General features: G+C 69.9%; 26 protein-coding genes. 13 read left to right on the top strand and 13 right to left on the bottom strand.

The features are described from left to right. Window positions 1–174: 174 nt before the first annotated feature. The 4 genes from ACEUEL_RS14575 (at window position 175) to ACEUEL_RS14590 (ending at window position 4,472) form a co-directional block, all read left to right on the top strand. Complete coding sequence (locus ACEUEL_RS14575) at window positions 175–2,178, top strand: M23 family metallopeptidase (RefSeq protein ID WP_405706903.1); 2,004 nt, start codon at window positions 175–177, stop codon at window positions 2,176–2,178. 190 nt (window positions 2,179–2,368) lie between these two features. Next, complete coding sequence (locus ACEUEL_RS14580) at window positions 2,369–3,094, top strand: DNA-3-methyladenine glycosylase family protein (protein WP_405706905.1); 726 nt, start codon at window positions 2,369–2,371, stop codon at window positions 3,092–3,094. Window positions 3,095–3,112: 18 nt separating this feature from the next. Continuing rightward, window positions 3,113–3,781 carry an alpha/beta hydrolase gene (locus ACEUEL_RS14585; protein WP_405706907.1) on the top strand — a complete coding sequence of 223 codons (669 nt, stop codon included), beginning with the start codon at window positions 3,113–3,115 and terminating at the stop codon, window positions 3,779–3,781. Between the two features lie 133 nt (window positions 3,782–3,914). Continuing rightward, entirely contained in the window at window positions 3,915–4,472 is a 558-nt protein-coding gene (locus ACEUEL_RS14590; RefSeq protein ID WP_405706909.1) for an HNH endonuclease, read from the top strand. Window positions 4,473–4,481: 9 nt separating this feature from the next. Here the strand turns inward: ACEUEL_RS14590 and ACEUEL_RS14595 are convergent, their stop codons facing one another. Then, the gene (locus ACEUEL_RS14595; RefSeq protein WP_405706911.1) at window positions 4,482–5,018 is read right to left on the bottom strand and encodes a disulfide bond formation protein B; all 537 of its coding nucleotides are present in this window, start codon (window positions 5,016–5,018) and stop codon (window positions 4,482–4,484) included. A gap of 269 nt (window positions 5,019–5,287) precedes the next feature. On the opposite strand from ACEUEL_RS14595, the gene ACEUEL_RS14600 reads away from it, so the two are divergent. Both ACEUEL_RS14600 and ACEUEL_RS14605 read left to right on the top strand, forming a co-directional pair. Then, window positions 5,288–5,743, top strand: coding sequence for a hypothetical protein (locus ACEUEL_RS14600; protein WP_405706913.1), 456 nt, complete (start codon window positions 5,288–5,290; stop codon window positions 5,741–5,743). A gap of 35 nt (window positions 5,744–5,778) precedes the next feature. Beyond that, window positions 5,779–6,783, top strand: coding sequence for an esterase-like activity of phytase family protein (locus tag ACEUEL_RS14605; RefSeq protein ID WP_405706915.1), 1,005 nt, complete (start codon window positions 5,779–5,781; stop codon window positions 6,781–6,783). Between the two features lie 119 nt (window positions 6,784–6,902). Here ACEUEL_RS14605 and ACEUEL_RS14610 read toward each other — a convergent pair whose 3' ends face one another. After that, on the bottom strand, window positions 6,903–7,529 hold the full coding sequence (locus tag ACEUEL_RS14610) for a queuosine precursor transporter (protein WP_405707573.1): 627 nt from the start codon (window positions 7,527–7,529) through the stop codon (window positions 6,903–6,905). Window positions 7,530–7,555: 26 nt separating this feature from the next. Further along, the gene (rpmB, locus tag ACEUEL_RS14615) at window positions 7,556–7,843 is read right to left on the bottom strand and encodes a 50S ribosomal protein L28 (protein WP_405706917.1); all 288 of its coding nucleotides are present in this window, start codon (window positions 7,841–7,843) and stop codon (window positions 7,556–7,558) included. Window positions 7,844–8,099: 256 nt separating this feature from the next. Between rpmB and ACEUEL_RS14620 the strand changes: the two genes are divergently transcribed. From ACEUEL_RS14620 to ACEUEL_RS14640, 5 genes are all read left to right on the top strand, one after another. Then, on the top strand, window positions 8,100–8,972 hold the full coding sequence (locus ACEUEL_RS14620; RefSeq protein ID WP_405706919.1) for a DUF3108 domain-containing protein: 873 nt from the start codon (window positions 8,100–8,102) through the stop codon (window positions 8,970–8,972). A gap of 279 nt (window positions 8,973–9,251) precedes the next feature. After that, complete coding sequence (locus tag ACEUEL_RS14625) at window positions 9,252–12,797, top strand: helicase-related protein (RefSeq protein ID WP_405706921.1); 3,546 nt, start codon at window positions 9,252–9,254, stop codon at window positions 12,795–12,797. Next, window positions 12,794–13,096, top strand: a complete 303-nt coding sequence (locus ACEUEL_RS14630) for an RNA-binding S4 domain-containing protein (RefSeq protein WP_405706924.1) — start codon at window positions 12,794–12,796, stop codon at window positions 13,094–13,096. Before ACEUEL_RS14625 ends, ACEUEL_RS14630 begins: the two co-directional genes overlap by 4 nt. A 107-nt stretch (window positions 13,097–13,203) precedes the next feature. Continuing rightward, window positions 13,204–13,539 (top strand): ferredoxin FdxA, encoded by a 336-nt coding sequence (gene fdxA, locus ACEUEL_RS14635; RefSeq protein ID WP_405706926.1) that lies wholly within the window; start codon window positions 13,204–13,206, stop codon window positions 13,537–13,539. Window positions 13,540–13,895: 356 nt separating this feature from the next. Beyond that, window positions 13,896–14,498: a CarD family transcriptional regulator gene (locus ACEUEL_RS14640; protein WP_405706928.1), complete on the top strand. Its 603-nt coding sequence runs from the start codon at window positions 13,896–13,898 to the stop codon at window positions 14,496–14,498. 271 nt (window positions 14,499–14,769) lie between these two features. On the opposite strand, the gene ACEUEL_RS14645 is transcribed toward ACEUEL_RS14640, so the two are convergent. The 5 genes from ACEUEL_RS14645 to ACEUEL_RS14665 form a co-directional block, all read right to left on the bottom strand. Next, window positions 14,770–15,288 carry a flavin reductase gene (locus ACEUEL_RS14645; RefSeq protein WP_405707575.1) on the bottom strand — a complete coding sequence of 173 codons (519 nt, stop codon included), beginning with the start codon at window positions 15,286–15,288 and terminating at the stop codon, window positions 14,770–14,772. Between the two features lie 129 nt (window positions 15,289–15,417). Continuing rightward, the gene (locus tag ACEUEL_RS14650) at window positions 15,418–16,731 is read right to left on the bottom strand and encodes an NtaA/DmoA family FMN-dependent monooxygenase (RefSeq protein WP_405706930.1); all 1,314 of its coding nucleotides are present in this window, start codon (window positions 16,729–16,731) and stop codon (window positions 15,418–15,420) included. A 3-nt stretch (window positions 16,732–16,734) separates the two neighbouring features. Then, a complete protein-coding gene (locus tag ACEUEL_RS14655) occupies window positions 16,735–17,547 on the bottom strand; it encodes an ABC transporter ATP-binding protein (protein WP_405706933.1) in 813 nt (270 codons plus the stop codon). After that, window positions 17,547–18,365 (bottom strand): ABC transporter permease, encoded by an 819-nt coding sequence (locus ACEUEL_RS14660; RefSeq protein ID WP_405706935.1) that lies wholly within the window; start codon window positions 18,363–18,365, stop codon window positions 17,547–17,549. The genes ACEUEL_RS14655 and ACEUEL_RS14660 overlap by 1 nt, the downstream gene beginning before the upstream one ends. A 147-nt stretch (window positions 18,366–18,512) precedes the next feature. Further along, a complete protein-coding gene (locus ACEUEL_RS14665; RefSeq protein WP_405706938.1) occupies window positions 18,513–19,595 on the bottom strand; it encodes a putative urea ABC transporter substrate-binding protein in 1,083 nt (360 codons plus the stop codon). Between the two features lie 228 nt (window positions 19,596–19,823). Here ACEUEL_RS14665 and ACEUEL_RS14670 point away from each other — a divergent pair, with 228 nt between their 5' ends. Then, entirely contained in the window at window positions 19,824–20,450 is a 627-nt protein-coding gene (locus tag ACEUEL_RS14670; protein WP_405706940.1) for a TetR/AcrR family transcriptional regulator, read from the top strand. Here the strand turns inward: ACEUEL_RS14670 and speB (ACEUEL_RS14675) are convergent. From speB (ACEUEL_RS14675) to ACEUEL_RS14695, 5 genes are all read right to left on the bottom strand, one after another. Further along, entirely contained in the window at window positions 20,441–21,385 is a 945-nt protein-coding gene (gene speB / locus ACEUEL_RS14675) for an agmatinase (protein ID WP_405706942.1), read from the bottom strand. The genes ACEUEL_RS14670 and speB (ACEUEL_RS14675) overlap by 10 nt on opposite strands. Before the next feature lie 17 nt (window positions 21,386–21,402). Next, window positions 21,403–22,305 carry an agmatinase gene (speB, locus tag ACEUEL_RS14680; RefSeq protein WP_405707577.1) on the bottom strand — a complete coding sequence of 301 codons (903 nt, stop codon included), beginning with the start codon at window positions 22,303–22,305 and terminating at the stop codon, window positions 21,403–21,405. An 83-nt stretch (window positions 22,306–22,388) separates the two neighbouring features. Then, window positions 22,389–23,165: a creatininase gene (locus ACEUEL_RS14685; RefSeq protein WP_405706944.1), complete on the bottom strand. Its 777-nt coding sequence runs from the start codon at window positions 23,163–23,165 to the stop codon at window positions 22,389–22,391. Window positions 23,166–23,244: 79 nt separating this feature from the next. Continuing rightward, window positions 23,245–23,955, bottom strand: a complete 711-nt coding sequence (locus ACEUEL_RS14690) for an SDR family NAD(P)-dependent oxidoreductase (RefSeq protein ID WP_405706946.1) — start codon at window positions 23,953–23,955, stop codon at window positions 23,245–23,247. Then, the gene (locus tag ACEUEL_RS14695; protein WP_405706948.1) at window positions 23,949–24,701 is read right to left on the bottom strand and encodes an SDR family NAD(P)-dependent oxidoreductase; all 753 of its coding nucleotides are present in this window, start codon (window positions 24,699–24,701) and stop codon (window positions 23,949–23,951) included. The genes ACEUEL_RS14690 and ACEUEL_RS14695 overlap by 7 nt, the downstream gene beginning before the upstream one ends. Window positions 24,702–25,016: 315 nt before the next feature. Between ACEUEL_RS14695 and ACEUEL_RS14700 the strand changes: the two genes are divergently transcribed. After that, entirely contained in the window at window positions 25,017–26,006 is a 990-nt protein-coding gene (locus tag ACEUEL_RS14700) for a LysR family transcriptional regulator (protein WP_405706950.1), read from the top strand. Window positions 26,007–26,040: the final 34 nt, after the last annotated feature.

Raw genomic sequence — 26,040 nt, forward strand, 5'->3', positions numbered from 1 at the left:
GTGCGGGGGATTCGGCGCGACGGTAAGCAAGGGTTGACGCGGCGCAACGGGATAGGCATCGTCCCGTTCCTTCGCGGAGGTCGGGTTGAGTACCGCCCATGGCACGGGCGGCAGGTCGGTAAGCGGCGCCACAACAAGCCTTACATTGGGCGTCGGCAGATACGGGGAAGGCTCTTGGAGCATCGGCGGGGACCGATCGGCGCGCGACGCCATGGCGTTGCGACCCTCGACCTGGGTGACGAGCCGCCGCTCGGCGTCGATGGCGACGCCGAGGAGCCGATCAATCGACGCCGCATCTCCGTCCGCTGGCTGATGGCCACCCTTCTCGCCGGCATCTCCGGCGCCGGCCTCATGGGCGGCGCGGTCTATGCCGCGCTCGACGGCGAATACCGCTCGGCGCAATCGCCCGAGACCATCCGCAATACGCTGCGCGGGGCGCTGGCGGCGGGCGAGCGCCCGTCCAACGTCGCGCGCAAGGGCGACCGGCTCTCCATCCTCACCGAGAGCTTCAGCAGCGCCAAGCAGACGCTGCGCCTCGCCACCACCATCAAGTCCGGCGACAAGGAAACCACCAAGATCCGCGCGGTGGTGAAGGTCAATTCCAACCTCGCCCAGTCGGTCACCTCCGCCTCCACCGACATTCCGCGCTTCAATCCCGCCCAGTTCATCTCCGACAGCGCGCAGAAACAGGACGAAGCGCCGCAGGCCGAGCCGACCGGCGACATCACCGTCGCCCAGCGCGACCTCGCCCAGCTGCCGCCCAGCACGCGCTTTTCGGCCGAGCTGCCGATGGAGGACGTGCTGCTGAAGGTGCGCGAGACCGCCGAATTCGAGGCCCCCGTGGTCTCGGCGGCGGCGCCGGTGCTGCCGGTGGGCTATGGCGGCGCGCTCGGCTTCGCCGCGCTCGATCCCGGCGCCCACGCCTTCGCCTCGCCGGCCCTGCCGGACAATTTCTCCTCCTTCGACAAGACCGATACCACCACCCGCGGCGGTAATGACTGGAGCGAGCGGGCGGTCATCGCCAAGAAGGGCGACACCATCGTCAGCCTGCTGGTCGGGCTCGGCGTGCCGGAAGTCTCCGCCCGCGCCGCCGCCGCCGCCTTCCCCGACCGCGGCCCCGACGGCGCCCTCACCGAGGGCCTGCGCCTCAAGGTGCTGCTCGATGCCGGCATCGGCAATGCGGTCATCCCGCTGCGCGTCAGCATCTTCTCCGACAGCGGCCATGAGGGCACCATCGCCCTGTCCGACATGGGCAAGTTCCTGCCGGTGCAGGAGGCCAACGAGACCCAGCTCGCCGATATCGGCCCCGATGACGGGGACGGCGACGGCGACGAGGACGGCGGCGGGCGCGGCGGCATCACGCTCTATGAGAGCCTCTATGAGACCGCGCTGCGCAACGACGTGCCGCGCAAGGTCATCGAGAACCTGGTGCGGGTCTATTCCTTCGACGTCGACTTCCAGCGCCGCGTACGCCCGGGCGACAGCTTCGAGGTGCTCTACGATCCCGACGATGTCGACGGCACGCCGGACGTCCTCTATGCCGGCCTCACCGTCGGCGGCGAGGAGCGGCGCTACTACCGCTACCAGACTCCGGATGACGGGCTGGTCGACTTCTACGACGAGGAAGGCAAGAGCGCGAAGAAGTTCCTCGTCCGCAAGCCGGTCTCGGGCGGCACGCTGCGTTCCGGCTTCGGCATGCGCCGCCACCCGATCCTCGGCTATACCCGCCTGCATTCGGGCGTCGACTGGGCCGACCGTCCCGGCACGCCGATCTACGCCGCCGGCAACGGAACGATCATCAAGGCCGCCTGGACCTCCGGCTATGGCCGGCGCATCGAGATCCAGCACGCCAACGGCTATGTCACCACCTATTCGCACCAGACCGGTTTCGCCAAGGGCATCCGCGAGGGCGTGCGCGTGCGGCAGGGCCAGCTGATCGGCTATATCGGCTCGACCGGCCTCTCCACCGGCCCGCATCTGCATTACGAGGTGCTGGTGAACGGGCGCTTCGTCGATCCGCTGCGCATCCGCCTGCCGCGCGGGCGCGCGCTGGACGGCAAGATCTACGCCGACTTCAGCACGGAGCGGAACCGCGTCGACGCGCTGCTGAACCGCCAGCCCGCGCCGAAGGTGGCCGGCACCAACAACCGCCTGCGCGACACCGGCGACACCAATTGAGCGGCAGGTTTGTTTGAACAGCCCGCTTTCGCGGCCGGGCGGGGCATCCCGCGGCCGATAGGCGCCGGCCGATCGGGTTCGCCCGCCGCCGCGCGGAAGCGGCACCCGGCCCGGACGCGGCATCGGCCCGTCCGCTTTCGCCGCCTGCCGATGGTTCCTGTCGATGGGGCGCCATCCTCGATGGGATGCCATGACACCACGTCCCGATCCCGCACCCGTCACGTCGCCTGATCCACGCGAGCGGGTCGCACACACGCTCCCTCGGGGCGAGGCGATACTGGCCGATCAGGACGGCTTCGAGCGCGCGCTGTCCGATCTCGCCCGCCTCGACCCGCGCCTTGCCCCCATCCTCGCCGCCACCGGCGCGCCGCGCCTGCGCCGCCGGGCGGCGGGATTTGCCGGGCTCGCCGGCATCGTCATCGCCCAGCAGGTCTCGGCCGCGAGCGCGCGTGCGATCGAGGCCCGGCTCACCGCCGTGCTGGGCGGGGAGCCCGACGCCGCGCGGGTGCTGGCGGCGGGGGAAGCGGGGCTGCGCGCCGGCGGTCTCTCGACGCCGAAGATCCGCACCCTCGCCGCCCTCGCCCGCAGCGTCGACGCGGGAAACCTCGATTTCGAGCGCCTGCACGCCCTCCCCTCGCCCGCGGCGCGCGCGGCGCTGGTCGCCCTGCCCGGTATCGGGCCGTGGACGGCGGAGGTCTATCTCCTGTTCGCGCTCGGCCGCGCCGATGCCTTTCCCGCCGGCGACCTCGCCGTGCAGATCGCCGCCGCCGAGGCGCTCGGCCATCCGGAGCGGCTCGCCGCCCCGGCGCTGGAGGCGATCGCGGAAGACTGGCGGCCGCTGCGCGGGGTCGCCGCACAGCTGCTCTGGGCCTATTATGCGAGCCGCCGCGCCGGCCGCGGCGCCCCGCCCGCCTGATTCCCGCCGGAGCCCGCCATGACGTCGCCCCTCCTCGATGGTCCCCGCCTGGCGCCCGCCGCCGGCGGCGCAGCCGATTCGCTGGTCGTGCTGCTGCACGGCTACGGCGCCGACGGGCGCGACCTGATCGAGCTCGGCGGCCTGTGGGCGCCGCGGCTGCCGCGCACCGCCTTCGTCGCCCCGCACGGGCCGGAGCCCTGCGCCGGCAATCCCTTCGGCCGGCAATGGTTCGGCTATGTCGAGCGCAACGACCGCGAGCGCTGGGCCGGGGTCCAGTCCGCCCACGCCACGCTCGAGGCCTTCCTCGACGCCGAGCTGGCCCGGTACGGGCTCGCCGATGATCGCCTCGCGCTGGTCGGCTTCAGCCAGGGCACGATGATGGCGCTGCACACCGGCCTGCGCCGGGCCCGGGCGCCGGCCGGCATCCTCGGCTACTCCGGCATCCACGTCGTCGGCCCCGCCCATCCCGGCGCGCCGGAGGAGCGATTCGTGCGCCCGCCGGTGCTGCTGGTCCATGGCAGCCATGACGAGGTGATTCCCGCGAGCGCGCTCGCCCGCGCCCGCGTCAGCCTCGCCGCCCTCGGCATCACCCCGCGCCACCACCTCGCGCCGGGCCTCGGCCACGGCATCGACGAGGACGGCCTCGACCTCGGCGGGCGCTTCCTCGCCGAGGTTCTCGCCGGCTGACGCGCGCAGCGCAGCATGCGACTTCGCGGCTGCGGGGGGTGCTTCACAAGACTGACACGGCCCATATAGAATATCCGCGTGCGTCGTTCGGCGCCGTTCGCCGGCCGGCGCTTCGATGGAAAGGAGCGTGCGCGTGACGGCGGCTGTGTCCCCGGGTTCGTGGCCTGCCCTGGTGCTCAATGCGGACTACCGTCCCTTGAGCTATTACCCCCTCTCGGTCTGGTCCTGGCAGGACGCGATCAAGGCGGTGTTCCTCGACCGCGTGAACATCGTCGAATATTACGAACGGCAGATCAGCAGCGCCAATTTCCAGATGCGCCTGCCGAGCGTCGTCTCGCTGAAGACTTTCATCCGGCCGACCCGCCAGCCGGCCTTCACGCGCTTCAACGTGTTCCTGCGCGACCGTTTCACCTGCCAGTACTGCCATTCGCGCGACGAACTGACCTTCGACCACGTCATCCCCCGCTCGCGCGGCGGCCAGACCACCTGGGAGAACGTCGTCGCCGCCTGCTCGCCCTGCAACCTGCGCAAGGGCGGCATGATGCCGGCGGAAGCCGCGATGTGGCCGCGCCAGACCCCGTTCCAGCCCTCGGTCTACGACCTGCACCAGAACGGGCGGCAGTTCCCGCCGAACTATCTGCACGACAGCTGGATGGATTATCTCTACTGGGATACCGAACTGGACCCCTAGAGGCGCGCGTTACCGGCGCCGCGCCGGGCGCAGCGCCGCGGCGCCCGCCAGCAGCGCCAGCCCGCTCGCGATCAAGACGTTCCAGCCGGCCAGTGACAGCCCCTGCCAGCGCCACGCCGCCTCGTCGCAGCGCACCACCCGCGCCGTCTGCAATTGCTGGAACAGGTCGCCGGTCGACTGCACCGGCCCCGAGCCGGAGCATTCCGTCGGGCCCGTCCACCAGTGCCACTCGATGCCGGCGTGGTAGAGCGCCAGCCCCGCCCCGACCAGCATCAGCAGCGCGACGAGGCCGAGCAGCGCGCGCGCCAGCCCCGCATGCCCGCGCCGGGCGAGGAAGGCGGCGGCCAGCGCCAGCGGCACCGCCGCGTAATAGGGGATGCGCTGCTCGAGGCAGAGCGGACAGGGCGCGAGGCCGATGACCAGCTGGAAGAACCAGGCGCCCGCCAGCGTCGCCGCACCGGCCGCCGCGACGAGAAGCGCGGCGGGGGCGTGCGGCCATGCCGAGGCGGCGGGACCGGGGACGGGGGAATGGCTGGGCAGGCTCATCGTCGACGTTCCATGGTCGGCAGCGGGCAATCCGCCCGATCGCCGGCTTGCGAGCCCTTCCCCTCCGGACGGAACGTCCGAACCATCAGGAAGGACCCGGGTTTCAAATGGCTCGGGCAGTTCCGCGTCGGTCGGATGATTCCATCCGATCGCGGAATGCTCTAGCAGCATGGGCGCGGCAGCATAGCCCCCGCCCATCACAAGAACGAGCGCGCTTTCCCGCATGGCGTTCATGCGCGCGTCAGCGAGCGGCTGCGAGGATCGGCGGCATGACACGCCCAGCGAACGAGACGGCAGCGACGACGCGCCAGCCAGCGGCCTTCGCCATCAAGGTCGCCCTGGCCGATCCCGACGCCGCCGGCCACGAATTCGCGGCGCAGAAGACCATGTATGGCGGCAAGCGGATCGCGCCGGGCGACACCATCTTCCTGTTCGCCAGCGAAACCGCGGGCGGCACCGGCCTCGTCGCGCGCGGCGTGGTGAGCGCGGTGCGGCATCTGCCGCGAATCCCCACGCTCGCCCGCCAGACCCCGCGCCTCGATCTCGCCATCCGCCGCGTCGCGGGCGTGCGCGCGCCGCTGGGACGCCGCGATCTGAAGCCGTTTTCCGACTGGGGCGACGGCCGCCCCGAGACGGAACTGAACTTCAAGCTCTATCGTCAGGCCACCGACAAGGTCATCGGCCTGACCGATGCCGCCGCTCAATTCCTCGCCCGCCGGTTCTGATCCGGCTTCATCCCCGCTCCGGTCCACCCGCTGCCATGCCGCATCCCCGCCTGCCCCGTGCCGCGTTCGGCGCCTTGGCCCTTGCCGCGCTCCTATGCCCCCTGCCCTCTCGCGCGGCCGAGCCGCCGCGCCCGGTCGCCGTCACCGCGCGCGCCATCACCTCCTTCGGCCTGTTCGCCACCGGCACGCGTTACGGCCGGCTCGATTATCGCGGCGGCATCCAGCTCGTGTCGCCGGACGCCGATTTCGGCGGGCTCTCCGGCTTCACGCTCGACGCCGCCGGCACGCGCTTCGTCGCGGTGAGCGACAAGGGCAACTGGTTCGCGGGCACGCTCATCGTGGAGGGCGACCGCCCGCTCGGCGCCGACAATGTCGTGACCACCCCGATTCTCGGCGCCGACGGGCGCCCGCTCAAGGCCCAGCGCCGGCAGGATGTCGAGGCGCTGGCGCGGACGCCGGACGGCTATGCCATCGGCATCGAGCGCCGGCACGAGATCTGGCGCTTCAAGGGCGCCGACCCGCTGCTCGTTCGCGGCCAGCCGGTGAAGACCGGCACGGCGCTGGCCGGGCTGAACTACAATCAGGGCGTGGAGGCGCTGGTCGGCGCCCCGGTCGAAGGCCGCCCGGCGCTGATCGCCGTGGCCGAGGTCGACCCGGAGGATCTCGCCCGGCTGCCCGGCTTCATCGTGCGGGCCGACGGCAAGGTCGAGCGCTTCTCGATCGCGCGCGCCGGCGCCTTCGCCGCCACCGACATGACGCTCGGGCCCGACGGGCTGCTCTATCTGCTGGAGCGCAGCTATTCGCCGCTGACCGGGGTGGGCATGCGCATCCGCCGCTTCCCGCTGGCCGAGGTGAAACGCGGCGCCTCGATCGCGGGCGAGGTGATGCTGGAGATCGGCATGAGCGCCAATATCGACAACATGGAAGCCATCGCCGCCCATCGCAACGCCGCCGGCGAGACCGTCCTCACCGTGGTGTCGGACGACAATTTCTCGGCCCGCCAGCGCACCCTGCTGCTGCGCTTCGCCGTGGTCGAGTAGAGCGGGCGCGGCGCGTCCCGGGGGGCTGGCCGGCGAGGGTCGTCAGCAGGAAGGGTGAGGCGGCGTGCGGGCCGGAACGATCCGGCCCGGCCGGATCGCGCAGCGGGACGAAGACGTGCTCAGCGCGCCGGGGCGGGAGCGCCGGACCAGGGCTTCAGCCAGCCCATCACCGCGCCATAGGGGATCAGCGCCAGCAGCGCGCAGCCGACCTTCACCAGGAAGTCGAAGAAGGCGAGACCCATCCACAGCGGCACCGTCACCGCCGCGCCGGCGAGGCCGTAGGTCACCGGGTCCGACATGGTCGGGTCGCCGGCAAAGGCGAGGGTGAAGAAGATGGCGGTGTCGATCGCCGAGCCGAGCAGGCTGCCGGCGAGCGGGGCCTGCCACCAGCTCTGCCGGCGCAGCCGGTTGAACACACCGATGTCGAGCAGTTGGCCGACCAGGAACGCCGTGCCCGAGGCCACCGCGATGCGCGAGGTGGCGAGCCAAATCGACAGCATGACGGCGAGCGCGAAGCCGACATAGACGACGCGCCGCGTCACCGCCGGGCCGAAGCGGCGATTGGTCAGGTCGTTGACGAGAAAGGCGACCGGGTAGCTGAACGCGCCCCAGGTCAGCACCTCGTTGAGCCCGAACGCCTCGACCGGGTATTGCACCAGCACGTTCGAGGCCGCCACCACGGCCATCATCGCGATGACCGGGACGGCGAGCCGCACGGGCGAAATCTCGGTGCCGGCGATGTTCATGGGGATCGGGCGATCGGCCACGGCGCTCAGGCCGCGGCGGAGGCCTTCTCGACCGCGCGCTTCAGCTCGACCGCCTTCTGCGAGAGCTCGTCCGCGCTGGCCTTGATCAGGAACGCGTCGAGGCCGCCGCGATGATCGACGGACTTGAGCGCGTTGGCGCTGATGCGCAGGCGCACCGACCGCTGCAGCACGTCGCTGGTCAGCGTGACGTTGACCAGGTTCGGCAGGAAGCGGCGGCGGGTCTTGCGGTTCGAGTGGCTCACGAGATTGCCGGTCAGAACCGCCTTCCCGGTAAGTTCACACCGACGGGACATCGTGGACGTTCCTTATATTCGTCGCGGCATCCTCGCCGGCCGCGCCAAGCGGCCCCGCGATCACGCCACGGCCATGATCGAAAGAGTGCGCTGCTATAAGGGGCGCATCCGCCCCCGTCAAGGCCGGACGGCAGGCGCGGACCACGGGCCATGGCGCCCGGGGGTCACAGTTCCGCCGCCTTCGCCCCGCATCGGAAAAGCGGCCAGATGGGCGATTCAGGGCCGGCATGCGCTCCCCGGATCGGAACGGAACAGAATGCATAGCACAGTGGCGTCCCTTTTCCGCGCCGTCGCCGCGCTCGCGCTGGCGGGCGTGAGCCTTGCCGGAACGGGCCTCGCGGGCACCCCCGCCCGCGCCGACGGGCGGCTCGAGGCGCGCTACAAGGTCTCGATCGGCGGGCTGGAACTCGGCCGCGCCTCCTTCCTGCTCGAGATCGGCAATACCAGCTACACCGCCTCCGGCAGCGCCCGCGTCACCGGCGTGATGCAGGCGATCTCGCAGGGCAAGGGCACCGCCGGCTCGCGCGGCGCCATCGACGGCGACAAGCTCTCGCCGCAGAGCTTCGCCATGGACGCCGAGACCGACAAGAAGGCGGAGATGATCCGCATGGGCATCGCCGCCAACGCGGTGAAGGACGTCGCGGTGACCCCGCCCAACTCGCCCGCGCCCGACCGCGTGCCGATCACCGACGCGGACCGGCGCGGCATCATCGACCCGATGACGGCGGCGCTGGCTTTCGTCCCCGGCAGCGGCGACCCGGTGACCCCCGCCGCGTGCGATCGCACCCTGTCGATCTTCGACGGCCGCGCCCGCTACGACCTCGCCCTTACCTATGTGCGCACCGACCGCGTGAAGGCCGAGCGCGGCTATTCCGGCCCGGCCATCGTCTGCCGCGTCGCCTACAAGCCCGTCTCGGGCCACCGGCCGAGCCGCTCCGGCGTCAAATACATGATGGCCAACAAGGACATCTATATCTGGTTCGCGCCGGTCGCCGGCACCCGCGTGCTGGCCCCCTTCAAGGCTTCCGTCGCCACCGCCATCGGCACCGCCGAACTCGAGGCGGTGAGCTTCGTCAGCGAAGCGGGGAGCGGCACCCGCCCCGCCCCGACCCGCGCCGTGGTGCCCTGACCGCTTATTTCACCGCGACCACCCCGCAGCCCGCCAGCGTCACGCCCGGCCCGCCCTTCGCCGTGTTGCGCGTGCAGAAGCGGTCCCGGCCGACGATCCGGCCACCCCGCCGAGGCGCAGTCCCGTCCGGCGCGACCGCCCCGCGTCCTGCGTCACGCAATCCCCCGCTCGACACCGCCGCGCCGGCGCGGCAGCCCCGAAAAGCCCCTTCATTGGCCCCGTTCGCTCGCCGTTCCTATATGCTACAAAGCCATCCTGGCCCGACGGACCCCCTTGTTGATGAACATCGCCGCCCCGCCGGCTGACGCCAGCACCGCCCGATCGCCCCAGGCGAAGCCGCTGCCGCCCTCGCTGCGCGCGCGCGGCGTCACCGCCGTGCTCGGGCCCACCAACACCGGCAAGACCAGCCTCGCCATCGACCGCATGCTCGGCCATTCGAGCGGGCTGATCGGCCTGCCGCTGCGCCTGCTCGCGCGCGAGGTCTATGGCAAGCTGGTCGATCGCGCCGGCATCGACCAGGTGGCCCTGATCACCGGCGAGGAGCGCATCAAGCCGAAGAACCCGCGCTACTGGGTCTCGACCGTCGAGGCGATGCCGCGCGACCTCGACGTCGCCTTCGTCGCGCTCGACGAAATCCAGATCGCCGCCGACCTCGACCGCGGCCATGTCTTCACCGACCGCATGCTGAACCGGCGCGGGCGGGAGGAAACGCTGCTGCTCGGCGCCGCCACCATGCGCCCGCTGGTGGAACGGCTCATTCCCGGCGCCAGCGTCCTGGTGCGGCCGCGCCTGTCGAACCTGCTTTTCGCCGGCGAAAAGAAGATCACCCGGCTGCCGCGCCGCTCGGCCATCGTCGCCTTCTCGGCGGACGAGGTCTACGCCATCGCCGAGCTCATCCGCCGCCAGCGCGGCGGCGCCGCCGTGGTGCTCGGCGCCCTCTCCCCGCGCACCCGCAACGCCCAGGTCGAGCTCTACCAGTCCGGCGACGTCGATTATCTGGTCGCCACCGACGCCATCGGCATGGGGCTGAACCTCGATGTCGACCATGTCGCCTTCGCCGGCGACGTGAAATTCGACGGCTGGCAGTTCCGCAAGCTGAACCCCGGCGAGTTCGCCCAGATCGCCGGCCGCGCCGGCCGCGCCCAGCGCGACGGCAGCTTCGGCACCACCGGGCGCTGCCGCCCCTTCGACGCCGAATTGGTGGAGCGGCTGGAGAGCCACAGCTTCGACGCCCACCGCGTGCTGCAATGGCGCAACACCGCGCTCGATTTCCGCAGCATCGAGACGCTGCTGCGCACCCTGTCCGAGCCCGCCCGCGAGGAAGGCCTCACCCGCGCGCCCACCGCCGACGATGTGCGCGTGCTGGAGGCGGCCGCCCGCGATCCCGAGGTGAAAGCCGTCGCGACGGGCGCCGCCGGCATCGAGCGGCTGTGGGAAGCCTGCCAGCTTCCCGACTACCGGAAGGTATCGCCGGCCTCCCACAGCGACCTCGTCGTGGCCGTCTACGGCTTCCTGATGCGGCAGGGACGCATCCCCGACGACTGGTTTGCCAAGCAAGTGGCCTTGGCGGACCGGACGGAAGGTGACATAGACACGCTGTCGGGACGCATCGCGCAGATCCGCACCTGGACCTTCGCGGCGAACCGGCCCGATTGGCTCGGCGATCCGGAGCACTGGCAGGCCGTGACGCGCCGCGTGGAGGACAAGCTCTCCGACGCGCTGCACGAGAGGCTCACCCACCGCTTCGTCGACCGCCGCACCAGCGTCCTGATGCGCCGCCTTCGAGAGAACAAGATGCTCGACACGGAAATTACCAAGACCGGCGACGTGGTCGTCGAAGGCCACGTGATCGGCCATCTGCTGGGCTTCCAGTTCGCCGCCGATCCTTCCGCCGGCGGCCCGGAGGCGAAGGCGCTGCGCGCGACCGCCCAGAAGGCGCTGGCCGGCGAGATCGAGGCACGCGCCACGCGCCTCGCCGAGGCGCCGGACGACAGTTGCGTGCTCTCCGCCGACGGCACGCTGCGCTGGATCGGCGAGCCGGTGGCGAAGCTCCTGCCGGGCGAGGAGGTGCTGGAGCCGAAGCTGCGCCTGATCGCCGACGAGTATCTCTCCGGCCCGGCGCGCGACGCCGCGCAGGCGCGCATCGACCTGTGGATGAAGGCGCATATCGAGAAGCTGCTCGGCCCGCTGCTGGCGCTCGGCCGCGCCGCCGACCTCACCGGCATCGCCCGCGGCATCGCCTTCCAGATCGTCGAGGCGCTCGGCGTGCTGGAGCGGCAGAAGGTTGCCGAGGAAATGAAGACGCTGCCGCAGGAGGCGCGCGCGCTGCTGCGCGGCTATGGCGTGCGCTTCGGCGCGCATACGCTCTACCTGCCGGGGCTGCTGAAGCCGGCCCCGCGCACGCTGGCCGCCCAGCTCTGGGCGCTGAAGCACGGTGGGCTGCAGCAGAAGGGGCTGGACGAGCTGCCGCACCTCGCCGCCTCCGGGCGCACCTCGATCCCGGTCGACCACGAAGTCCAGAAGGGGCTCTATCGCGCCGTCGGCTTCCGCGTCGCCGGCGAGCGGGCGGTGCGCGTCGATATTCTCGAGCGCCTCGCCGATCTCATCCGCCCGGCGCTGGCCTGGCGCCCGCACATGCCCGGCGAGAAGCCGGCCGGCGCCTATGACGGCACCGGCTTCGTCGCCACCGTCGCCATGACCTCTCTGGCCGGCTGCGCGGGCGAGGACTTCGCCACCATCCTGCGCGCGCTCGGCTACCGCATGGAGAAGCGCCCGCCGCTGGCCGAACCGGCACCCGTGGTGGCCGCCGCATCGCAAGCGCCGGCCGCCGACGCCGCGAGCCCCGAGGCTGCCGAGGCGGTGACGGCCGAGACCGCCGAGGCAGGGACGGCCGAGGCCGGGAAGGCTGAGGCGGACGCCGCCGTCGGCAACGCGGGCGACACCGCGGCGCCGGCAGCGGAGGGCGCCGACAGCACCACATCGGCATCCGGCGCGCCGGAAGCGCCGGCCGCCGGCCTGCCCGACCATATCGCGGCCGAGGCCGCCGTGCTCGTCGCGGCGCTCGGTCATGCCGGGCCTGAGCCGAGCGCCGCGGATGACGATGCCGTGAGCGGCAGCGAGGTCGACGCCGTGGTCGCCGGTGGCGCAGAGGCCGCAGCTGAGGCCGCCGAGGCGGGCGATGCGTCGCCGTCGGCATCGGCGGATGACGCCCGCGCGACCGACTGGACCGATCGGACTGACAATCCACCTGACCGCACTGACCAGCCAGAGGTCGGAGCGTCCGATACCACCCATCAGGGTACCGTCGAACTCGTCGCCGACGCGGCGCCGGCCGAACCGGCCGTGGTCGAGCCGGTGATGGTCGAGGTGTGGCGCCCGGGCCGGCCGCCCGGCCAGCAGCGCCACCCGCACCAGGGCCGCGGCAAGCCGCAGGGCGGTCGCGCCGCCCCGGCGGAGACCGCCGCGGCAGCGCCGGCCGATCGGCCGAATCGCGAGCGCAATCAGGAACCTAGGGGCAATGACCGGCCCCGCGAGGGACGCGGCCGCGACGACCGCAACCCGGACCGCCGCGACCGGTTCCGCGGTCCCCGTCCCGACGCGCCGGCCGGCCGCGGCCGCGACGAAGGCCAGGGCCAGCGCGACGATCGCCCGCGCAACGATCGCCCGCGGTCGGACCGTCCGCGTCCCGAGCGCACCCGCGACGAGCGCCCCGCCCAGGCTCCCCGCAACGAGCCCCGTCGCGACAAGCCCGTCGACCCCGACTCCCCCTTCGCCGCCCTCCTCGCCCTCAAGGCCCGCATGGAGGCGGAGAAGAACGGCAATTGACCGACGCTCCTAACGATCGGCAAAGGCTGGATATTTGGCTATGGCACGCGCGCTGCGCGCGCACCCGGACCGCCGCCGCCGGCCTCGTCCGTGACGGCCGGATCCGGCTGAACGGGACGCGCGTGACGGCGCCCGCCCAGCCGGTCCGGCGCGGTGATGTGATCACCGCCGCACTGCCGGGCGGCGTCCGCGTGCTGCGCATCGAGGGGTTCGCCGAGCGCCGGGGCGACGCGACCGCCGCCAAGAGCCTGATGAGCGAACTGAATTCCCCGCCGGCTCCCGGTGACGAGCTGAATTGACGCCTCGCGCATGGCTGCGCGGCGGTCATCGTCCTTGCGCGGCAACGGTCCCTGCGCTAGGGGGAAGCCGCGGGATAAATCACACCGCGCCTGCGGAGACTTGGCGAATGCCCTACGTCGTCACGGAGAATTGCATCAAGTGCAAGTACACGGACTGCGTCTCCGTCTGCCCGGTCGACTGCTTCTACGAGGGAGAGAATTTCCTCGTCATCCACCCGGACGAGTGCATCGACTGCGGCGTCTGCGAGCCCGAATGCCCGGCCGAGGCGATCAAGCCGGACACCGAGCCGGGGCTGGAGAAGTGGCTCGTCCTGAATGCCGACTACGCCAAGGTCTGGCCGAACATTACCGACCGCAAGGAGCCGCTCCCGGACGCCAAGGAGTGGGACGGCAAGCCGGACAAGCTGCAATATCTGTCGGCCGAGCCCGGCAGCGGCGATTGATCGACCTACCCTAACGGCAGGCATCCTCGCCGGGCATCGCCCGCGCTGCGACGCGGCAGTGCTTTGATTTTCAGCCGAATTGTGCTACCGTAGCAAACACAGTCGATTGGGTTTGCTAGGGTGCAACGCTCGCATGGCGGGCGTCCTTCCGGAACTTTTCTGATCGTTTCATTCCTTGGGTGCCTTTCTGCGCCCCGGGTGTGGTTCCGATTTTCCATCATCGGCTGAGAAGCCGGAAACCGCTTTGGTGCGGTCGCCGGTGTGTATTGCTGCCCGCGGGCTGGTGCCCACGGGCCCTCGTCGGTGCGTCAGGCCGCACGGCGCCGATCGGTCGAGACCCAGGAGCAGGACAAAGCATGTCGACGAAGAAGCCCTCCACCATCCGCCAGGGTTTCAAGACGGGTGAGCATATTGTCTATCCGTCCCATGGCGTCGGGCGCATAACGTCAATCGAGGAACAGGAAGTCGCCGGTTTCAAGCTCGAATTGTTCGTGATCAATTTCGAGAAAGACAAGATGACCCTCCGGGTCCCCGTGCCGAAGATTGCCAGCGTCGGCATGCGCAAGCTCTCGGAACCCACCGTGGTGAAAAAGGCGCTCGAAACCCTGAAGGGCCGCGCCCGCGTCAAGCGCACCATGTGGAGCCGCCGGGCCCAGGAATACGAAGCGAAGATCAACTCGGGCGACCTCGTCGCGATCTCCGAGGTGGTGCGCGATCTCTACCGGTCCGAGGCTCAGCCCGAGCAGTCCTACAGCGAACGCCAGCTCTACGAGGCGGCACTGGACCGGATGGCGCGCGAGCTCGCCGCCGTCGACAATCTCACCGAGACCGAATCGGTGAAGCTGATCGAGCAGAACCTACTCAAGGGCCCGCGCCGCACCGGCAAAGCCGAAGCCGAGGCCGAGGTGGACGCTGACGAGATCGATACCGACGAAGACGAGGCCGAGCGCGCGGCCTGAGGTTCGGCGCTCCCTCGCCAAGGCATTGTTGCAAAAGCACGAATGGAAGCCCGGCCTGCGGTTGGCAGCGCCGGGCTTCCGCTTGTTCGGGAGTGGAGTCGCCGGAGGGCGTCGAGGCCGGCTCGAAACGACGCATGCGCTTGCCCATGCTGGCCCACTCCTGCCCGCACCGGGGAGCCTTATTCCTGGGGAGAACCGAACGCCCTCGCCCCTTGCGGTCGTTACCAGCCCGAGATGCCGCTCCTGCACGGCCCGCGCTGCGGCGACGCGGTCAGGGCAGCGCCTGTTCGGCGTTCACGGCAAGATACCGGCGATCGAAGTAAACTAGGCCCTCGCGCGTCGGCCCTTCGATCAGCGCCACCACCTCGCAAAACAGCACGGCGTGAGTGCCCACGTCGACCCGGTTCACGATACGGCAGTCGAACGCTTCCAGCGCCCCAACCAGCACCGGCGCGCCGGTCACCGCCGTGGTCCAGTCGCCCAGCGCAAAGCGCTCATCGGCCGGAGTGCGGCCACCGAAGCGGTTCGACAACGGCACATGCCCGCCGGCGAGCGTGTTGACGCAGAGCACGCCGTTGCGCTCGAAGGCGGGACGGGTCGAGCTGCCGAGATTGAGGCAGACCAGCAGCGTCGGGGGGCTGTCGGTCACGCTGCACACCGCCGAGGCGGTAAAGCCGTTGCGGCCCGCCGGTCCGTCGGTGGTGACGATGTTGACCGCCGCACCGAGCCGCGCCATCGCGTTGCGATAATGCGTCGCGGTCACCGGCGCTGATGCCGCGCACTCGCGCATAGCCTCGTGCAGCGGGTGCGCGGTCTCCGACCTCTCCGTCATGCCGTATCTCCCCGACCGACGTCGCAGCCGGTCACGCATGGGCCCCGCACGGGCGGGGCGCGACGTGCTGCCGTCCCGCCCGGTCGCTCAGAACTCGCGCAGATTGTCGCGCAGCAGCTGGTGCTTGTATGCCTTGCGGGTCAGTCCGCGGGCCTGCAGCTCCGGCACCAGCCCGTCGCAGATCTCGGCGATGTAGCGGCGCGAGACACGCAGCACCGGCGTGGTGATCAGGAAACCGTCGCCGCCGACCTCGGCCATCGCCGCGCCCATCTTGTCGGCGACCTGCGCCGGCGTGCCGATCAGCTCCATGGACGAGACGAGGCCACCGCCGCCATCGGCCGCCAGCTGGCGCAGCGTCTTGCCCGAGCCCCATTGCTGGAACTTGTCGAGCGTGCCGGATTCGCCATTGGTCACCAGCTTCTCGGGAAGCGGCTTGTCGAGCTCGTACGTCGAAAAGTCGATCTCGGTAATGGCGGAGATGGAGATCAGCACGTCGGTGACGAAATTGTCCGACATGGTGACATTGCGATAACGGGCATAAGCCTCCTCCTCGGTCTCGCCAAGGCTCGGACAGACGCAGAAGAACACCTTGATCTCGTCCGGGTTGCGGCCGAGCTTCTCGGCCCGGGCGCGGATGTCGGTGCGGAAGGCTTTCATGCCCTCGACGCCATTGGCAACGGAAACGATGGCGTCCGCATAGCGCGCGGCGAAGTCGCGGCCGCGCGGCGAGGCGCCGGCCTGCAGATAGACCGGCCGGCGCTGGGGCGAGGGCACCGTGTTCAGCGGACCGCGCACCTTGTAGTATTTGCCATCGTGATCGATGGTGTGGACCTTGGAGCCGTCGGCATAGATGCCGTTCTTGCGGTCGAGCACCACCGCGTCCGGCTCCCAGCTGTTGAACAGCTTGTCGCATACCTCCATGTATTCCTCGGCCATGGCGTAGCGGTCCTCGCGCGGCGGCAGCCGGTCCATGCCGAAATTCTTCGCCATCAGATCCTCGGCCGAGGTGACGACGTTCCAGCCGAAGCGGCCCTTGGTCAGGCTGTCGATGGTCGAGGAGAGCCGCGCCAGCATGAAGGGCGGGTAGGCCATGGTGGACATGGTGGCGACCACGCCGAGATGCTTCGTCGCCATCCCCATGGCGACCGCCAGCGGCGCGGGGTCGGCCTTCGGCACCATCATGGCGTGCTTCAGCGAGATGTCGCGCGAGCCGCCATAGGTCTCCGGCACCATCAGCTTGTCCTCGATCATGATGAGATCGAAGCAGGCGCGCTCCATGGCCTGGGCCATCTCGATATAGAACTGGCCATCCCAGGGATTGCCGCCCTGGCCGAACGGCTCCCGCCACTCGTCGGGCGTGAAGTTCATGAACCAGGCGAGATGGAAAGGCTTGGTCGTCATCGGTCAGTCCTTCACGAGGGCAGGGTTTGGGGCGATGGCGGGCATGCCCGTGAACACGCCGCGCGCGGCCTCGAAGCGCCGCGATTCACGGACCACGCGGCATTTGGCTTCGAAATCGGAGGTGATCGTCGCGCCGAAGCGCTCAGGTGCCTGCGGATCGCGGCGCGGCCGGTCGATGGCGATGACGCGGGTGCCGAGCAGGAACGCCTCGTGCAGATCGTGCGTCACCATGACGATGGTCATGGCGTGCTCCTCCCACAATTCGCCGACGAGGGCGTGCATCTGCTTGCGGGTGCCGGGATCGAGCGCGCCGAAGGGCTCGTCGAGCAGCAGCACCTTCGGGCGCATCATCAGCGCCTGGGCGATGGCGAGGCGTTGCTGCATGCCGCCCGAAAGCTGCTGGGGATATTTGTGCGCCGCCTCGGCCAGCCCCACGCGCGCCAGCAGCGCCATGGCGCGCTCCTTCAGTTCGCGCCGGCGGGCGCCGAAAAAGCGGCCGACGACATGCGTGCCCGCCCATTGCGGGCCGATCATGACATTGCCGAGCACGGTACGATGGGGGAACACCGAGTAGCGCTGGAACACCACCCCACGATCGGCGGTCGGTTCGGGGGCGATCGGCTCGCCGTCGATCAGGATGCGCCCGCGCGTGGGCGCCTCCTGGCTGAGCAGCATGCGCAGCAGCGTGGTCTTGCCGACGCCGGACGGGCCGATGATCACCAGAAATTCGTGGTCGGGCAGCGTCAGGCTGACATTCTCGAGCACGACGGTCTCGCCGTACTCCTTCCAGACGTTCTCGAAGCGGATCTCCGTCATCACGCTTCCCTCAGCCGCGTCCAGGGAAAGGCGCTACGGCCGATCTGACGGAGCGCGAGGTCCATCAGGAAGGCGAGCAGCGTGATCCAGGCGACGTAAGGAAGGATCACGTCCATGGCGAGGTAGCGCCGCACCAGGAAGATGCGGTAGCCGAGCCCGCCCTCGGAGACGATCGCCTCCGCCGCGATCACGAACAGCCACGCCGCCCCGAGCGAGAGCCGGACCGAATCGATCAGGCGCGGCAGCACCTGCGGCAGCACCACCCAGGCGATCATGTCCCAGGTCGAGGCGCCGAGCGTCTGCGCCTTGACGATCTGCTCGCGCGGAATGTCGCCCACCCTGAGCGCGACGTCGCGGATCAGGAAGGGCGCGATGCCGAACACGATCAGCACGATCTTCGACACCTCGCCGAGGCCGAAGATGATGAACAGGATCGGCAGCACGGCCAGCGGCGGGATCAGCGAGAGCACGGCGAGGAAGGGCTCGAACGCCGCCCTGAGATGCGGGATGAAGCCGACGAGTATGCCGACGACGAGGCCGACCAGCGCCGAGATGCCAAGCCCCATGCCGAGCCGCGCGAGGCTCAGCCCGGTGTCCCACCACAGCAGCCGCTCGCCGGTCGCCATGTCGACTTGGGTGGCGAGCCGCACCATCGCCTTCCACATCGCGGCGAAGCTCGGCATCAGCTTGTCGTTGGGCAGCTCGGCGAGGCGGGCGTTCGACGCCAGCACATAGACCAGCACCAGCAGCACGAAGGGCAGCAGGCCGAGGATCACCCGGGTCCCGCGCGCGGGCGGATAGTTGATGATGCGGCGCATCGGCAGGCTCCGGCAATCACGCGGCCATTCGGGCGAGGTTCAGGGCTCGCGCGGCGCGGCAGGCGGCGCGGGACCGGCACAGGGCAATGGTTCGTCCGGTCAGCGCCCGGCCGGGCAGGCGCACCTGGCCCGCGAGGCGAGCCCGCCTCAGAGCTTCCCGTCGGCGCCGAGCCGGGCGAAGGCGGGATCGACGCGCAGCTTGATGTTGGCCGTGTCGCCCAGCACCTTGCCGTCGCCAAGCTGGATGCCGATGGCGTCGACGCTGGTCGCACCCTGGCCGAACAGTCCCTGCTCGAACGAGAAGGTGCGAATGTAGTCCCAGATCTTGCCCGTGCTCTCCGCCGTCAGGAAAGCAGCCGCTTCGGCGGGCGTCGTGAAGAAATGCGTGGTGTCGAGCTGCGACTGCAGGCCGGAGAGATCCGAACCCATCGCGCTCGCCATCACCGCCTTCATCTGCGCCGCCTTCTCGCCGCCCGCGGAGAGCACCGCCATCGCCTCGTACCAGGCGCCGGTCAGCGCCTTGGCGAAATCGGGATTGTCCTTCAGCACCTCGGTCTTGCCGATGAAGATGTCCATGATCTCGCCGGGGATCTTCGAGGAATCGAAGATGTTGGTCGCCTTGCCGTCCTTCAGCATGTCCTCGGTCAGCGGCTTCCACGACACGGCGTTGTCGATCTCGGCCTGGGTGACGAAGGCGGCGCTGATCTCCGCGTCCGAAATATTGACCGTCTTCACCGCCCCGACGCCCGCCAGCCCGTTCAGCGCCAGCGCCCGGTTGAGCAGGTAGTGCGAGACCGAATATTGCAGCAGATAGACCGGCTTGCCGGCGAGATCCTTGACCGACTTGGCGGTCTTCGACAGCACGACGTCGTTGCCGTTGGAATAGTCGGTGATGAGGAAGGCCGAGGTGTCGACCCCGCCCGCCGCCGGCATGGTCAGCGCATCCATGCTGGCGACACCGACCGCGTCGAGGTCGCCGGCGATGAACTGGTTGATCGAGCCGACATAGTCGTTGGCCTGCAGCATCTCGATCTCGATGCCGTATTTGTCGGCCCACTTCTTCAGGATGCCGGACTGCTTCAGGTAGGCCATCGGCATGAAGCCGATATAGACCACATAGCCGACCTTGAAGGACTTCTTGGCCGCGGCGTGGGCCGGCGACAGCGCCGTCGCGGCGAGCCCGACGGCGAAGGCGGCAAGGAGGAGCGCGGCACGGAAAGAACGCGGCATCGGGAACTCCGGAGGCAGGGAACGGAGGGCGGGATTGCTATTAAGCACGCATTTAATATCCTCCGGGAAACCACTTATTGTGCAAGCGCAAACTTTGTGCACCGCAGCGTGGTTCTGCCCATGACCCGGTCAGTATCCGCGGCCAGCCAGGACTGGCGCCGCCGGGGGCGGCTCGCCTATGAAGGGTCGGCGGAAGCGAGAGACAGGAAGCGGAGGGATCGGATCGCCATGTCGCCACGCGCCGCGCGGCAGCGCCTCAAGCCCGAGCGGCGGGCCGAGCTCATCCTCGAGGAGGCGCTCGGGCTGTTCGCGCAGCGCCATTTCAGCATCGTCACGGTGCGCGACATCGCGCTGCGGTGCGGCATCAATGTCGGGCTGATCTACCATTATTTCGACAACAAGGAGCACCTCGTCCGCGCCTCGCTGGAGCATGCCATCGCCCAGATGATGGCCGGCTACGACGCGCTGCGCGCCGATCCCGACGATCCGCTGGGCGCCATCGGCCCCTGGCTCGACATGCACGCGACCATCGCCCCCACCATCGCCCGCATGGTCAAGGTGATGGCCGACTATGCCGCTTCCGGCACCCGCGACGACGCGGTCGACCGTGCCATAGCCGGCTTCTACGCGCAGGAGCGCCGCCTGCTCGAGGAGACACTGGCCGAAGGCATGGCTGCCGGCCGGTTCCGCACGATCGACGCCCCACGCCTCGCCCGCCTCGTCGGCCTGCATCTCGACGGCATCTTCCACGCCTCGGCGAGCCGCGGCGACGACCGCATCAAGGAAGACATCGCCGAATTGCGCGCCTTCCTCGCCCATTATCTCGGGATCGAGGCGGCCGCCCCTCAACGGTAATGCAGCACGCGGCCGATCAGATTGAGCAGGATCTGCGCGGCGAGGATCGCCGTGGTCCCGGTGTGGTCATAGTCGGGCGCCACCTCGACGAGATCGACGCCGACGATGGTTCCCCGCTGCGCCAGTCCGTCGAGCAGTTCCAGCACCTCGTAATAGAGGAAGCCGCCATGGCTCGGCGTGCCCGTGCCGGGCGCGATCGAGGGGTCGAAGCCGTCGATGTCGATGGTGACGTAATAGCGCTGCCCGGCGGGCACGCGCGCGAGCGTGCCCTCGATCCCGAGCTTGCGGATCTGCCGCACGGAGAGGATGTCCGAGCCCATCTCCCGCGCCGCCTCGTAGCCCTCGCGGGCGGTCGAGGAGACATTGCGGATGCCGAACTGCGAGAGCCCGGTGACATAGGGCTTCTCCGCCGCCCGCCGCATCGGGTTGCCATGGCCGTAGCGCACACCGTGCCGCTCGTCGACGAAGTCGAGATGCGCATCGATCTGGACGAGATGGACCGGTTTCTCGTCGCTGAAAGCGTTGATGCAGGGGATGTTGATCGAATGATCGCCGCCCAGCACCACCGGCAGCGCTCCGGCGGCAAGGATCTTGCGCACGCCGAATTCGATGTTGGCGTGGCTGCCGATCGTGTCGGTGTGGATGATATCGGCATCGCCGATGTCGACGATGCGCGCGCCGTCGAGATAGGTGACGTCGTCCTCATGGTCATAGGCGCCGGCATGGCCGAAGGAGAACAGCGTCGAGGCCTCGCGGATGGCCCGCGGCCCGAAGCGGGCACCGGCGCGCCATTGCGTGCCGAAGTCGAACGGCGCACCCATCACCGCGACATCAGCGTCGATCGCATCCCAGTCGAGGCAGACCGGGCTCTTGCCGAAGGTCGACAGCCCAACGAAGGGAAGGTTGAGCCGGCCCGCTTCATAGCCGTGCGCCATGGAAATTCTCCGCAAAATCAGGGATGTACCGACCGGGCGGCGACGCTGTGCGCCACCACGCAGAGCAATTCGAACAGGATGGTCGCGCCAGTCAGTGCGGTGATGCCGCCGATGTCAAAGGGCGGCGACACCTCGACGAGGTCGGCGCCGATAATGTCGAGCCCGCCGAGCCGGCGCACCAGCGCCTGCGCCTCGCGCGTGGTCATGCCGCCGATCTCCGGCGTGCCGGTGCCCGGCGCCTGCGAGGGATCGATCACATCGATGTCGAAGGAGACATAGGTCGGCCGGTCGCCCACGAGCGCACGCGCCTCCTCCATCACCGCGTCGACGCCGCGCGCCTCGAACTCCTCGATGAACAGCAGCCGGATGCCCGCCTCCCGCGCCCAGTCGTAGTTGGTGGCGTCGGAGATCGCGCCGCGCAGGCCGATCTGGATGACGCGCCTGGGATCGAGCAGCCCCTCCTCGATCGCCCGCCGGAAGGGCGTGCCATGGGTGTAGCGGTTGTCGCCGAAGAAGCTGTCATAGGTGTCGGTATGGGCGTCGAAATGGATCATGCCGACCGGCCCGTCGCCGCGTCCCTTCACCAGTCCACGCAAAATCGGCAATGAAATCAAATGGTCACCGCCCACCGAGATCGGCACCGCCCCCGCCTCGCGGAGGCCGGCATAGAAACCCTCGATCTTGGCGAGCGCGTCCATCAGGTCGATCGGGTTGACCGGCGCGTCGCCGCAATCGGCCACGCGGAGGAGGTCGTAGGGCGAGACGCCGGTGACATGGTGCACCCGGCGCATCAGGCTCGACTGGTTGCGCACCTCGCGCGGGCCGTGGCGCGGGCCGGCGCGGTTGGTGGTGCCGCCGTCGAACGGCACGCCGACGAGGGCGATGTCGACCTCCGCCGGCTCCGCCACCGGCAGCCGCATGAAGGTGGGTATGCCGGCGAAGCGCGGCACCAGGCCGGAATCGACCGGCTGGAAATGCGCGAGGTCCGGACGGTTCGCTCCGCTCACAGCCCGAACTCCTTCGTCACCGCGGCGGTGATCAGCGCCACATGGTCGTCCATCAAGAGCTTGCCCTTCTCCGCCGAGGAGCCGTTGGCGTCGGCCAGTACGCCCGAGGGCGGGGCGAAGCCGGGCGGCGTCGGCCAGATATCGTAGCTCGGAAACTGCGCCGGTCCGTCGGAGGGCACCTTGTCCATCTCGACCAGGCGGGGCTCCAGCAGCAGCATCAACGAGGTCTCGACGAGGCTGGCGTGCTCCAGCTCCGTGCCGGGAAAAGCCTTTGGCGCGAATACCTTATCCAGCGTCTGCGCCGTCACGAAATCCCAGTATTCCAGCCGCATGATCTTCATGCCGGTGATGCCCTCGGTGGCGAGGTCGCGGAAGGCGAGGTCGATCCCTTCCACCGCCGGCCAGCCATTCTCGAAATGGCCGACCACGACGACGATGTTCCGCGCGCCCTTGCGGCCGAGCGCGCGCACCACGTCGCGCACCACGTGGATGAAGGTCACCACGTCGAGGCTGATCGTGCCCGGGAAATCCTCGCCACCGCCCGAGCGCGGCTTCGACTTGGCGCCGTAGGGCACGCAAGGCGCGACGATTCCACCGATATTTCGGGCGACCCGCTCGCAGACGGCGGTGGGCAGCACCACGTCGACATTGAGCGGGGAATGCGGCCCGTGCTGCTCGGTGGAGCCGAGCGGGAGGAAGACCGGCGCGCCGGCCTGCATCTTCGCCTCGAATTCGGGCCAGCTCAGCTCGGCCATGAAGACGCTGTCGACCATGTCGGGGGACCCTTTGACGGTGGACGATGAGAGTGAACAGTCGGTGCGGTGAGGTGGATTGTCAGTGCAGTCGGTGCGGTCAGTGCATCGCCGCCCCGCCGTCGACGCTGAGGCACTGGCCGGTGGTGAAGGAGGCCGCCGGCGAGGCGAGGAAGACGACCGCCGCCGCCACCTCCTCCGGCCGGCCGATGCGGCCCAGCGGATTGGTGGTCTCCAGCGCCTGCTGCTCGGGTGTCATCGCCGCGAAGCCGAGCAGCGGCGTGTCGACCGGCCCCGGCGCCACGGCGTTGACGAGGATGCGGGGCGCGAGCTCGCGCGCCCAGGCCCGCGTCGCCGAGAGGATCGCCCCCTTGGTCGCGCAATAGCCGGAGGCGCCGGCGCGGCCGAGATAGGCGAGTTCGGAGGCGATGTTGATGATCCGCCCGCCCTCGCCCATCGCAATGAGCGCCGCGCGGGTGACGAGGAAGGGCGCGCGGACATTGACCGCGTACATGCGGTCGAGCCCGTCCGGCTCGATCTCGGCGAGCGGGGCTTCCGTCATCAGCCCGGCGCAGTTCACGAGGATGTCGAGCCCGCCGAGACGGCCGACAGCGGAGGCCACCGCGCCGGGAATGGCGGCGGCCTCGGCGAGGTCGACCCGCACCCAATCCGCCTCGCCTTCCGGCGCGGCGGCGATGTCGAGCCCGACCGCCCGCGCCCCGGCCGCCCGCAGCGCGAGCAGGATGGCCCGCCCGATGCCGCTGGCGGCGCCGGTGACCAGGGCGCGCCGGCCGTCGAGAACCGCTACCATGGAACCTCTCCCCGGTCGGCGCCGAGCGACTGCCCGGTGATGTTGGCGGCGAGCTTCGAGGCGAGGAACAGATAGGCGCTGGCGATATCGGCCGGCTCCATCAGCCCGTCTAGCGCCTGATTGCCGACGATGCCGGCCAGCAGCTCCGCTTCCGGCCGCCCGGTGCGCTGCGACATGCGCGACAGCGACAGCATCGAGGCTTCCGTGCGCACCCAGCCCGGGCACACCGCGTTGACGCGGATGCCGCGCGGGCCGAGCTCCTTCGCCCAGCTCTTGGTCAGGCCGAGCACGGCGTGCTTGGAAGCGACATAGGCGCCGAACAGCGGCTCGCCGACGCGGGCCCAGATCGACGCGGTGTTGACGATCGCCGCGCCCCGCTCCATCGCCGGCAGGAAGGCGCGGGTGACGAGGAAGGTGCCGGTGACGTTGATCTCGAGGATGCGGCGGAAAATGGCCTCGTTTCCGGCGCTGGCATCGTCCAGCGCGGTCATCCGCTCCAGCCCGGCATTGTTGACCAGCACGTCGAGCCGGCCGATCCGCGCCGCCGCCTCCGCGACCGCCGCCGCATCGGTGATGTCGACCTGGTGACCGGCCGCGCCGAGCTTCTCCGCCGCGGCGAACACGCCGGCATCGTCGGCGAGGATGTGGAGCCGCGCCCCGACGTCGGCGAAGGCCGCCGCGATGCCGTAGCCGATGCCGCGGCTGGCGCCGGTGACGAGCACGTTCTGGCCGCTGAAATCGATCACGGAACCGCTCGCGCCTGAAGGAGGGGACGGGGGAGAGGCTGTCGGGAAGCCATGGCGTCGTTTCGAGGGACTGTTTGAAAAACTTGGACCGTCATCCTGAGGAGCGCCGCAGGCGCGTCTCGAAGGATCTTCCAGCCGGCGCGGGAGGCTCCGGGACCATCCTTCGAGACGCCATTCCTGCCGGAATGGCTCCTCAGGATGACGGTGTCGCCTTCAAACAGGCCCATCGATGGTGGCGCAGAACCACATCGAGAGAAATAGGATTTGATCGATCCTTGCATTGAAGAATGCCGATATGAATGCCAGCCTGCCGGCATGTCCTCGCGACGCACCGGCGACGAGCCGGACACCCCGCCGGAAACCACGCCCGACACCCCCGGCACGCGTGGCGCGCCCGAGGCGCGGCGCATGCGCCGGCTCGACAATATCGACCTCCGGCTGCTGCGCGTCTTCGTGACGCTGGCCGAATCCGGCAGCTTCCAGGCGGCGCAGATCGCGCTCAACCTCTCGCAGTCGACGCTGAGCACCCATGTCGCCGCGCTGGAACAGAAGCTGGGCGGCAGCCTGTGCCTGCGCGGCCGGCGCGGCTTCCGCCTCACCCCGTTCGGCGAGGCGACGCTCGCCGCCGCGCGCCAGCTCTTCGCCGATATCGACAGCTTCCAGCACCGCCTCGCCCGCCATGGCGGCGAGCTGGTCGGGCGGCTGCGCATCGGCATCGTCGACGGCGTCATCACCAGCCCGGCGCTCGGCCTGCAGACCGCCATCGGCCGGTTCGCGGAACGGGCGCCGGGCGTGTTCATCGATCTCGAACTCGCCACCCCGCACGACCTCGAGCGCGCCGTCGCCGATGGCCACCGCGACATCGTCATCGGTCCGCTGTCGCAGAAGGCGCCCGGCGTGGTCTATGTGCCGCTGCACCGCGAGGCGCAGGGCCTCTATTGCGGGCGCGGCCATCCGCTGTTCGACCGCCCGCCCGCGAGCGTGACCCGCGCGGAGGTGGAGCGGGCGCTGTTCTCCATCCGCACCTACCGCCACCTCGACGATCTCTACCGGGTCGGCCATCCGCGCGCGGGGGCCGCCGTCATCCACATGGAGGCGCAGGCGATGCTGATCCTGTCGGGCCGCTTCGTCGGCTTCCTGCCCTGCCACATCGGCGAGCCATGGGTGGAGCGCGGGCAGATGCGGCAGCTCAGGGCGAAGATCTACCCCTACGATTCGCAGCATTTCGCCGCCTACCGCCGCGGCAGCGCCGAGGCCTCGCTGGTGGACGCATTCTTGCAGGAGCTGCGGCGGCAGGCCGGGTGATTGACGGCCGGCCCCGCGCGGGTCCACATCCGGG

Origin of the sequence: Ancylobacter terrae (assembly GCF_045108345.1) — a bacterium.
Classification (GTDB): domain Bacteria; phylum Pseudomonadota; class Alphaproteobacteria; order Rhizobiales; family Xanthobacteraceae; genus Ancylobacter.

Excerpts from the sequence above, each read along its gene's own strand:
- ACEUEL_RS14580 (WP_405706905.1), top strand. The coding sequence starts at position 2,369 with ATGACACCACGTCCCGATCCCGCACCCGTCACGTCGCCTGATCCACGC.
- ACEUEL_RS14585 (WP_405706907.1), top strand. The coding sequence starts at position 3,113 with ATGACGTCGCCCCTCCTCGATGGTCCCCGCCTGGCGCCCGCCGCCGGC.
- ACEUEL_RS14595 (WP_405706911.1), bottom strand. The coding sequence starts at position 5,018 with ATGAGCCTGCCCAGCCATTCCCCCGTCCCCGGTCCCGCCGCCTCGGCA.
- ACEUEL_RS14600 (WP_405706913.1), top strand. The coding sequence starts at position 5,288 with ATGACACGCCCAGCGAACGAGACGGCAGCGACGACGCGCCAGCCAGCG.
- ACEUEL_RS14605 (WP_405706915.1), top strand. The coding sequence starts at position 5,779 with ATGCCGCATCCCCGCCTGCCCCGTGCCGCGTTCGGCGCCTTGGCCCTT.
- ACEUEL_RS14610 (WP_405707573.1), bottom strand. The coding sequence starts at position 7,529 with ATGAACATCGCCGGCACCGAGATTTCGCCCGTGCGGCTCGCCGTCCCG.
- rpmB (WP_405706917.1), bottom strand. The coding sequence starts at position 7,843 with ATGTCCCGTCGGTGTGAACTTACCGGGAAGGCGGTTCTGACCGGCAAT.
- ACEUEL_RS14620 (WP_405706919.1), top strand. The coding sequence starts at position 8,100 with ATGCATAGCACAGTGGCGTCCCTTTTCCGCGCCGTCGCCGCGCTCGCG.
- ACEUEL_RS14625 (WP_405706921.1), top strand. The coding sequence starts at position 9,252 with ATGAACATCGCCGCCCCGCCGGCTGACGCCAGCACCGCCCGATCGCCC.
- fdxA (WP_405706926.1), top strand. The coding sequence starts at position 13,204 with ATGCCCTACGTCGTCACGGAGAATTGCATCAAGTGCAAGTACACGGAC.
- ACEUEL_RS14640 (WP_405706928.1), top strand. The coding sequence starts at position 13,896 with ATGTCGACGAAGAAGCCCTCCACCATCCGCCAGGGTTTCAAGACGGGT.
- ACEUEL_RS14645 (WP_405707575.1), bottom strand. The coding sequence starts at position 15,288 with ATGCGCGAGTGCGCGGCATCAGCGCCGGTGACCGCGACGCATTATCGC.
- ACEUEL_RS14650 (WP_405706930.1), bottom strand. The coding sequence starts at position 16,731 with ATGACGACCAAGCCTTTCCATCTCGCCTGGTTCATGAACTTCACGCCC.
- ACEUEL_RS14655 (WP_405706933.1), bottom strand. The coding sequence starts at position 17,547 with ATGACGGAGATCCGCTTCGAGAACGTCTGGAAGGAGTACGGCGAGACC.
- ACEUEL_RS14660 (WP_405706935.1), bottom strand. The coding sequence starts at position 18,365 with ATGCGCCGCATCATCAACTATCCGCCCGCGCGCGGGACCCGGGTGATC.
- ACEUEL_RS14665 (WP_405706938.1), bottom strand. The coding sequence starts at position 19,595 with ATGCCGCGTTCTTTCCGTGCCGCGCTCCTCCTTGCCGCCTTCGCCGTC.
- ACEUEL_RS14670 (WP_405706940.1), top strand. The coding sequence starts at position 19,824 with ATGTCGCCACGCGCCGCGCGGCAGCGCCTCAAGCCCGAGCGGCGGGCC.
- speB (WP_405706942.1), bottom strand. The coding sequence starts at position 21,385 with ATGGCGCACGGCTATGAAGCGGGCCGGCTCAACCTTCCCTTCGTTGGG.
- speB (WP_405707577.1), bottom strand. The coding sequence starts at position 22,305 with ATGCGGCTGCCGGTGGCGGAGCCGGCGGAGGTCGACATCGCCCTCGTC.
- ACEUEL_RS14685 (WP_405706944.1), bottom strand. The coding sequence starts at position 23,165 with ATGGTCGACAGCGTCTTCATGGCCGAGCTGAGCTGGCCCGAATTCGAG.
- ACEUEL_RS14690 (WP_405706946.1), bottom strand. The coding sequence starts at position 23,955 with ATGGTAGCGGTTCTCGACGGCCGGCGCGCCCTGGTCACCGGCGCCGCC.
- ACEUEL_RS14700 (WP_405706950.1), top strand. The coding sequence starts at position 25,017 with ATGTCCTCGCGACGCACCGGCGACGAGCCGGACACCCCGCCGGAAACC.